Source organism: Marinitenerispora sediminis (genome assembly GCF_003336425.1).
Taxonomy (GTDB): Bacteria; Actinomycetota; Actinomycetes; order Streptosporangiales; family Streptosporangiaceae; genus Marinitenerispora; species Marinitenerispora sediminis.
In genome coordinates, this window is the sequence record NZ_QEIO01000068.1 from 20,312 (window position 1) to 27,958 (window position 7,647).

Here is a 7,647-nt window from a genome sequence, read left to right on the forward strand (position 1 = left end):
CCCGCTCCCCGGTGCCCGTCCCCTGGGCACCGGGGAGCCCTCCTGCGCGCGACGCCGGTCGGGTGCGACCGGCGCGCTCCGTCCGAGCGCGATCCCGCGGCCTCCCGAGCGCGCCGCGCCCGCGGCCGCGCCATCAGCCGCCCAGCCGCAGCTCCGGACGGTACTCCCGCAGCCAGGCGTCAAGGCCGAGGATCATCTCAAGGCCGAGCCGGGCCTGCCGTTCGGCCTCGACGCCGTCGGGCTCGGTGAGCAGCTCCCGAGCCCGCTGGACGTCGATCAGCGGCCGCACCGGCGACGCGGTGTCGTCAAGCACGCCGGCCAGCTCCTTGCGCAGCGCCCGGTCGTAGAGCGGGTCCTGGGTGCTCGGGTACGGGCTCTTGCGCCGGTCGGCGACCGAGGCCGGCAGCAGGTCGCGGGTCGCGGCGCGCAGCAAGCTCTTCTCCCGGCCGTCGAAGGTCTTCATCTCCCACGGCGTGTTGAAGACGTACTGCACGAGCCGGTGGTCGCAGAACGGAACGCGGACCTCCAGCCCGTTGGCCATGCTCATCCGGTCCTTGCGGTCCAGCAGGATCTGCACGAACCGGGTGAGGTGCAGGTAGCAGACCTCCCGCATCCGGCGCTCCCGGGCGCTGACGCCCGGGACGTGCGGCACCTCCGCGAGGGCCGCGCGGTAGGCCGCGCGCTGGTAGCCGGGCAGGTCCAGCCGCCGGGACAGCCCCGGGTCGAGCCAGGAGCTCCGGGCCCGCCGCGGGCCGGCGATCGCCAGCCACGGGAAGGTGTCGGCGTCGACGGCCTCCGGGTCGTGGAACTGGCGGTACCCGCCGAACACCTCGTCGGCCGACTCGCCGGACAGCGCCACGGTGGAGTGCCGGCGGATGGCCTGGAACAGCAGGTACAGCGAGGTGTACATGTCACCGATGGCCGCCGGCGCGTCGTTGGCGCGCAGTACGGCCCGGCGGGCCCGCGGGTCGGTGAGGTCGGCGGAGGAGAGCACGATGTCGGTGTGGTCGGCGTCGACGTGCCGGCTGAGCTCCCGCACGTAGGGCGCGTCCGGGGTCTCCCGCAGCTCGTCGGGGCGGAAGTGCTCGGTGTAGCCGGCGAAGTCGACCGCGAAGGAGCGGACGCGCTCCGCGCCCGCCGCGCGCAGCCGCCGGGCGGCGAGCGCCGTCAGGGCCGAGGAGTCCAGCCCGCCGGACAGCAGCGTGCAGCGCGGCACGTCGGAGACCAGCTGGCGGTCGACGGTGTCCTCCAGCAGGTCGCGCACGGTGCGGACCGTGGTGTCGAGGTCGTCGGTGTGCTCACGGGCCTCCAGCCGCCAGTACGCGCGCCGGTGCACACCCTCCCGGTCGACGCGCACCACGTGGCCGGGCCGCACCTCGCGTATCCCCTGGTAGACCGAGCGTTCCGGCGTCTTGACGAAGCCGAGCAGCTCACGCAGGCCGTCCTCGTCCACCACCGCGTCGACCAGCGGGTTGGCCAGCAGCGCCTTGGGCTCCGAGCCGAACACCACGCCGTGCGGGGTGGGGTGGTAGAAGAGCGGCTTGATGCCCATGCGGTCGCGGACCAGCAGCAGCCGCTCGGCGCGGGCGTCCCAGACGGCGAAGGCGTACATGCCGTTCAGCCGGTCGACGACGCTCTCCCCCCACTCCAGGTAGCCGCGCAGTACCACCTCGGTGTCGCTGTCGGTGCGGAAGCGGTGGCCGCGGGCGGCGAGCCGCTCGCGTAGTTCGGCGAAGTTGTACACCTCGCCGCTGTAGGTGAGCACGGTCGCGTCGGCTTTGTCGGGCTCGGCGACCATGGGCTGGGCGCCGCCGGGAAGGTCGATGATGGAGAGCCGCCGGTGGCCCACCGCCGCGTGGTGGCCGGTCCACACGCCGCGGGCGTCGGGGCCGCGGCACGCCATGGTGTCGGTCATGGCGGAGAGCACGTCGCGCTCCCGGGACAGGTCCCGCTCGAAGTCCACCCAACCGGTGATGCCGCACATGTTCGTCCGCCTCCTCCCCTTCCGGGCGGCCGCCCCGCCGACCGGGGCGGGTCGCGCCCGACGCTCCCACTCTAGTTGCGCCGTGCAACTAGATGGCAAAGTGCCGGGGCGGGCCGCACGGTCGCGGGATAGGATCCGGGCATGGCCGACCCCGCCGCTCCGTCCGCCTCCGGCCCCGACCCGGGGGCCCTGATGGACGAGCTGGAGCGGGAGACCACCCTCCTCGTGCGCCGGGCGATGCGCGGCCTGTGGCTGGTGGAGCGCGGGGCGGATCCGGCGGTCGACCGGCACACCTACCCGCTGCTCGCCGCGCTCGCCGAGGACCGGCCGATGCGCGTCGGCGAGGTCGCCCGGCGCTTCCACCTCAACAAGTCCACGGCCAGCCGCCATCTGCGGCGGCTGACCGACGCGGGCCTGGTCGAGGCCGCGCCCGATCCGCTGGACCGGCGCTCCAGCCTGCTCACCGCCTCACCGGCCGGCCGCGACCGCATCGCCACGATCCGCCGCGCCCGCGCCGACCGGCTGCGGGAGGCGCTGGCCGCCTGGCCGGAGTCCGACCGCCGTGACCTGGCCCGGCTGCTCGGCAGGCTCAACGCCGACCTGGACCACACCGCGCCCCCGGGGCCGCCGGCGGAGGGACGAGCACCATCGTGAACCGGCCGCCGGACCGCCGCGGACGACAGCCGCGGGCCGGCGCCGCCAGCGCTGATCCCCTCGACGTCAGGCTCGGCTCCACCGTGGTGCGGGGCCCGCCACCCCACCGCTGGCCCGGCGAGAAGGGGGACGCGGACCGGACCGCTGAGAGCCGGCCCGCGCCACCCGGCGTCCCCGCACCCGGCCTGGCCGGTGGCCGGGCGGCCCCGGCTCCCGTCCGCGGCCCCGCGGTCGCGGCGGCGGTGGCGCGCGCCGGCGTCAGAGGTCCCGGAACGCCGCGCGCACCTGCCGGCGCCCCTCCTCGCCGCGGGACCAGATCCGGACCGCGCGCCGGCGGGCACGCTCCCCGGTCCAGCTCGAGAAGGCGTGCACGGCGACGTGGTCGGACAGCAGCCACGTGTCGTGGGGCCCGGACGCCTCGGCGACCGGGGTGAGGCCCTCGACGCGCTCCGCGGCCAGGACTCCCGCGTCGCTCGGCACCCAGGCTTCGAGACTGCCCGGCCAGGGGTCCCACGACGACACCGCGTCCATGACCGCGTGGCTCTCGATCAGCCGGGAGACCGACGCGGCCACCTCGATGAACGCCGCACCGTCGCCCACGCCGATCCGGCCGTCGGTGTGGGCGAGGAAGTTTACCGGGCTGGACACCCGCTCGCCGGTCCAGGCGAAGCACCAACCCCGGCCGTCCGGCCACACGCCGTCCGCCAGGTCGAACTCCCAGGAGCGGACGATGTCACGGCGCCGGCCGCCGACCAGCGCCGACCGGCGCGCCGCGTAGCGGAGGCCGCGGTAGCGCGCCCGGAACGCCTCCCGGCTGACCACCAGCTCCGTCGGCGCCGGGATCAGGCGCCCGGTCCGGTCGCGCACCCGCAGGAGGTCGGTGGGGACTCCGGCCGCCCTGCCGGCCTCCCGGCGCCCGGTCCGGGCCAGCAGCTCCCGCGCCCGGTCGGAGAACCCGTCGAGATCGTCGAGGATGTGCACGCGGCCTTCCCTTGGTCGGGGGCCCATGCTAGACGGTTGATGGGAAACGGTGGGTGCCGCTCCGTGGCCGTAGGCCACGAGCGAGTGCTTGACGGGTGCGTCGATGAGCCAGTTGTGCCAGATCGCGGCAGAGGGCGAGGATCCGCTGGCAGCTGCGCCCCCACAGGCTCCCCCTGGGTGCGTGCGGTGTGGCGTTCCAGGCCGAGCTGGTTCTTCAGCGTCCAGATCACGCTTCGGGCCGACCGCCCGGGGACGGCCGGGGCGACCGCGTGTGCCCGGGATCACCGGACGGGAGCGGTCCGCCTCCCGGCCGCCGGGGCCGGCGTGTGGTGTCATGGGCCGGCGCCCCCGGGGTGGCCTCGGCCGCAGTGAGGGCGCGACCACGGCTGGAGCGGAGGACCGCATGGGAGACGTGACGATGGCTGACCTGCGTGACGAACTGGGCCGCTACGGGATCTGGAGCGCGGAGCTGCGCTCCGAGGACCCGGCCCTGCGAGGTGAGATCGGCGAGGCCGCCGCCGAGCTGGAGGCGCTCGGTTTCGGGGCGGTCTGGCTCGGCGGCAGCAGCGGGGTCGAGCACGCGGTGCCGCTCGCCGAGGCCACCGCGAAGCTCACCGTCGCCACCGGGATCCTCAGCATCTGGCAGTACGAGGCCGCCGACACGGCCGCCCGCTTCCGGGACCTGGAGTCCAGGCACCCGGGGCGGTTCGTGCTCGGACTCGGCGCCAGCCACGCCCGGCTCGCGGCGCGGTACCGGCGCCCCTACTCCGCCATGGTCGGCTATCTCGACGCCCTGGCGGCGGACGGCGTCCCGGCCGGGCGGATCGTCCTGGCCGCGCTCGGGCCCCGGATGCTGGAGCTCGCCCGCGACCGCGCCGCCGGCGCCCACCCCTACCTCGTCACGCCCGAGCACACGTCGCAGGCCCGCGGCGTCCTCGGCGCCGGCCCGGTGCTCGCGCCCGAGCTGAAGGTCGTGCTGACCAGCGACGCGGAGTCCGCCCGCACCGCCGCCCGAGAGCACTTCGCCCGCTACCTCGCACTGCCGAACTACACCAACAGCTTCCAGCGGCTCGGCTTCACGGAGGAGGACTTCGCCGGCGGGGGCAGCGACCGGCTCGTCGACGCCGTCTACGCCTGGGGCGACGACGCCCGCGTGCGGAGCCGGATCGAGGACTTCCGCGCGGCTGGGGCGGACCACGTCGCCCTGCAGGTCGTCACGCCGTCCGGCGCGCCGGACGCCGGCGCGGCGCTGCCGCGCGCCGGATGGCGCCGCCTCGCCGAGCTGCTGAGCTGACCCCGGTGCCGCCCGCGCGGCAGGTCACGGGGTCGCGGGCTCCCGCCCGGCGAGCGCCTCGGCGGCGCCGGCCACCGCCAGTGCGCACCTGCGGTCCCGGACAGCGGTGCCGACCCCGCCGAGGTGGGAGGCGAGCACGGTGTTGGCCAGGTCCGCCAGTGCCGGGCTGGCCTGCGGCCCGTCCTCGAAGTCGTCCAGCCCGGCGCCGGCGATCCCGCCGGCGCGCAGCGCCGCCGCCAGCGCCCACCGGTCCGCGATCCCGGCCCTGGCAGTGTTGACGAGGATCGCCGAGCGCTTCATCCGGCGCAGCGCGGCGGCGTCCAGGAGGTGGCGGGTGTCCTGGGTGAGCGGGCAGTGCAGCGACACCACGTCGCTGCGCTCCAGCAGCTCCGGCAGCGCCGCGAATTCGGTGCCGTGCTCCTCGCCGGTCAGCGGGGTCCGCGGCGGCGTGGCGACGACGTCCATGCCGAGGTCGGCCGCGCGGCGCGCCACCGCGCGGCCGACCCGGCCGTAGCCGACGATGCCGAGCGTCGCACCGGCGCCGATGTCGAGGAGCGGGGGCGTGCGCGGCCCCCAGGCCCGCGGAGGGCGCTCGCCGAGCAGCCGGTCGCCGTCGCGCACCAGCCGGGCGGTGGCGAGGAGCAGCGCCATGGCGAGGTCGGCCGTCGCGGGGGCCAGGTCGTCCGGAGCGCCGGTGACGCGCACTCCCCGCTCGGTGGCGGCGGCGACGTCGATATGGTCCCGGCCCACGGCGGTGCTGGCGACCACCCGCAGCGCGGGACCGGCCGCGTCGAGGAACTCGGCGTCCACGCGTTCGGTCCCGGTGCACACGACCGCCGCCGCGCCGGCCGCGTCGCGGAGCAGGCGCTCACGGGGCGGTGGTTGCGCGCCTCCCGCCACGACCGGGAGCCCGAGGGCCCGCGCGGCCGCCATCGCGTGGTCGGGGAGCGCGCGCGGCAGGTAGAGGTGGGGGGTGGAGGGAGCTGCCATGTCCGCCTCGCCTTCCTTGTCCGCACCGATCATGCCGCATCACCGGTGCGGCCGGGCGCGAGGGCCGGAAACGGCCGGCCGGCGACGGCTCACGGCACCGGTGACGACCCGCCACCGGGCCCCGGCCGCCGACGTGCCCGGCCGCGGCCGGGTCACTCCTGGTCGGGGTCGCGTTTGCGCGGGCGGCCGCGCCGCGGCAGCGCGCCGGCGTCCCTCGGCAGCCGTCCCGCGTCGGAGAGCGCGCGCCGGAGCAGGAATTCGATCTGGGCGTTGGCGCTGCGCAGCTCGTCGCCGGCCCACCGGGCCAGGGCGTCGTAGACCGCCGGATCCAACCGCAGCAGGATCTTCTTCCGCTCGCTCACCGCAGACCGCCCAACGTCACTGGTACAGGGTGCCCGTGTTGACGACCGGCTGGGTGGCGCGGTCGGCGCACAGTACCACCAGCAGGTTGCTCACCATCGCCGCCTTGCGCTCCTCGTCCAGGTCGACCACGGACTTCTCGGCGAGCCGGTGCAGCGCGAGGTCGACCATCCCCACCGCTCCCTCGACGATCTGCTGGCGGGCGGCCACCACCGCTCCGGCCTGCTGGCGCTGCAGCATGGCCTGGGCGATCTCCGAGGCGTAGGCGAGATGCGTGAACCGCGACTCGATGACCTGCACCCCGGCGGACTCCACCCGGGCCGAGATCTCCGCGGACAGCCGCTCGGTGATCTCCTCGGCGTTGTCCCGCAGCGACAGCTGGCCCTCGGCGTGCGCGTCGTAGGGGTAGTTGGTGGCGATGTGCCGGACGGCGGTCTCGGCCTGGATCGCGACGAACCTGACGAAGTCGTCGACCTCGAACATCGCCCGGGCGGTGTCCTCCACCTGCCAGACGACGACGGCGGCGATCTCGATCGGGTTGCCGTCGTAGTCGTTGACCTTCATGACGGTGGTCTCGTGGTTGCGGATGCGGGTGGAGATCGGCTTGCGGGTGGTGAACGGGTTCACCCATCGCAGGCCGTCGGTGCGGATGGTGCCGACGTAGCGGCCGAGGAACTGGACCACGCGGGCCTCGTTGGGGGCGACGACGGTGAGCCCGAGAGCGGCCACCAGCCCGACGAGGGCGAGCAGCACGCCGCCGACCAGCGCCGCCGCTCCGCCGATTGGGGCGGCGAGGCCGGACGCGGCCAGGAGGACCCCGGCCGCGACCAGCACCAGGCAGCCGAGCAGCACGGGGATGCCGGGCGCCCCCGGCGCGCGCCGCTCCCGCACTTGCGGGGCGGGCATCTCCACGCCGGACACCGGCGCGTCACTGGGGTTCATGGGGGTCCTGCCTCTCTCTTGTGCCTCGTTCCCGGCCGCACGCGGGGCGGAGCGCTCCGGGCCGGCGGCATGGCCGCCGCACCGCGGGGGCCCTCGATGGGCCGCGCGGTGCGGCGGTTCCCGCACCGCCTCCGCCGGGAATCCTCTCTCACTCGCTGAGTGATGACGCGAGTTTAGCATTGTGATATCACTTTTTACAGACGACGGGAGGTGACCCCGATGGCCGCCCCGCCTGGACCGGCCGGCCGCCTGGCCGACGACCGCGTGACCGGCCGCCCATCGCCCGTGGCCACGGCGATCGCCGCCGGTGCCCTGGCCGCGCTCATCGGCGCGGCCGTGGCCGCCGGCGGCCCAGCGGCGATCGTCCTCGCCCTCGGACTGGTGCTGTGCGCCGCCGTCCGCCCCCGCGCCCGCCACCGGCCGCGGCCCGACCGACCGGAGC

General features: G+C 75.9%; 8 protein-coding genes and 1 pseudogene. 3 read left to right on the forward strand and 6 right to left on the reverse strand.

Annotated elements, in window-relative coordinates; genetic code table 11:
* Nucleotides 1–133: 133 nt before the first annotated feature.
* Nucleotides 134–1,984, reverse strand: coding sequence for an asparagine synthase (glutamine-hydrolyzing) (gene asnB / locus DEF28_RS14605; protein ID WP_114399035.1), 1,851 nt, complete (start codon nt 1,982–1,984; stop codon nt 134–136).
* 141 nt (nt 1,985–2,125) lie between these two features.
* Here asnB and DEF28_RS14610 point away from each other — a divergent pair, with 141 nt between their 5' ends.
* Entirely contained in the window at nt 2,126–2,638 is a 513-nt protein-coding gene (locus DEF28_RS14610) for a MarR family winged helix-turn-helix transcriptional regulator (protein WP_114399036.1), read from the forward strand.
* Between the two features lie 258 nt (nt 2,639–2,896).
* Here DEF28_RS14610 and DEF28_RS27560 read toward each other — a convergent pair whose 3' ends face one another.
* Both DEF28_RS27560 and DEF28_RS29205 read right to left on the reverse strand, forming a co-directional pair.
* Nucleotides 2,897–3,619, reverse strand: a complete 723-nt coding sequence (locus DEF28_RS27560; protein WP_158562837.1) for a hypothetical protein — start codon at nt 3,617–3,619, stop codon at nt 2,897–2,899.
* 63 nt (nt 3,620–3,682) lie between these two features.
* A pseudogene (locus DEF28_RS29205) lies at nt 3,683–3,852 on the reverse strand (IS982 family transposase); the annotation flags it as partial.
* Nucleotides 3,853–4,037: 185 nt separating this feature from the next.
* Between DEF28_RS29205 and DEF28_RS14620 the strand changes: the two are divergent.
* Nucleotides 4,038–4,913, forward strand: coding sequence for an LLM class F420-dependent oxidoreductase (locus DEF28_RS14620; protein ID WP_199493310.1), 876 nt, complete (start codon nt 4,038–4,040; stop codon nt 4,911–4,913).
* Between the two features lie 24 nt (nt 4,914–4,937).
* Here DEF28_RS14620 and DEF28_RS14625 read toward each other — a convergent pair whose 3' ends face one another.
* The 3 genes from DEF28_RS14625 to DEF28_RS14635 form a co-directional block, all read right to left on the reverse strand.
* Nucleotides 4,938–5,903 (reverse strand): NAD(P)-dependent oxidoreductase, encoded by a 966-nt coding sequence (locus DEF28_RS14625; RefSeq protein WP_114399042.1) that lies wholly within the window; start codon nt 5,901–5,903, stop codon nt 4,938–4,940.
* Nucleotides 5,904–6,055: 152 nt separating this feature from the next.
* Nucleotides 6,056–6,265: a hypothetical protein gene (locus tag DEF28_RS14630; RefSeq protein WP_114399039.1), complete on the reverse strand. Its 210-nt coding sequence runs from the start codon at nt 6,263–6,265 to the stop codon at nt 6,056–6,058.
* Between the two features lie 16 nt (nt 6,266–6,281).
* Nucleotides 6,282–7,205: an SPFH domain-containing protein gene (locus DEF28_RS14635; RefSeq protein ID WP_114399040.1), complete on the reverse strand. Its 924-nt coding sequence runs from the start codon at nt 7,203–7,205 to the stop codon at nt 6,282–6,284.
* 219 nt (nt 7,206–7,424) lie between these two features.
* On the opposite strand from DEF28_RS14635, the gene DEF28_RS14640 reads away from it, so the two are divergent.
* A partial coding sequence (locus DEF28_RS14640; RefSeq protein ID WP_199493312.1) for a hypothetical protein occupies nt 7,425–7,647 on the forward strand: 223 nt, incomplete at its 3' end.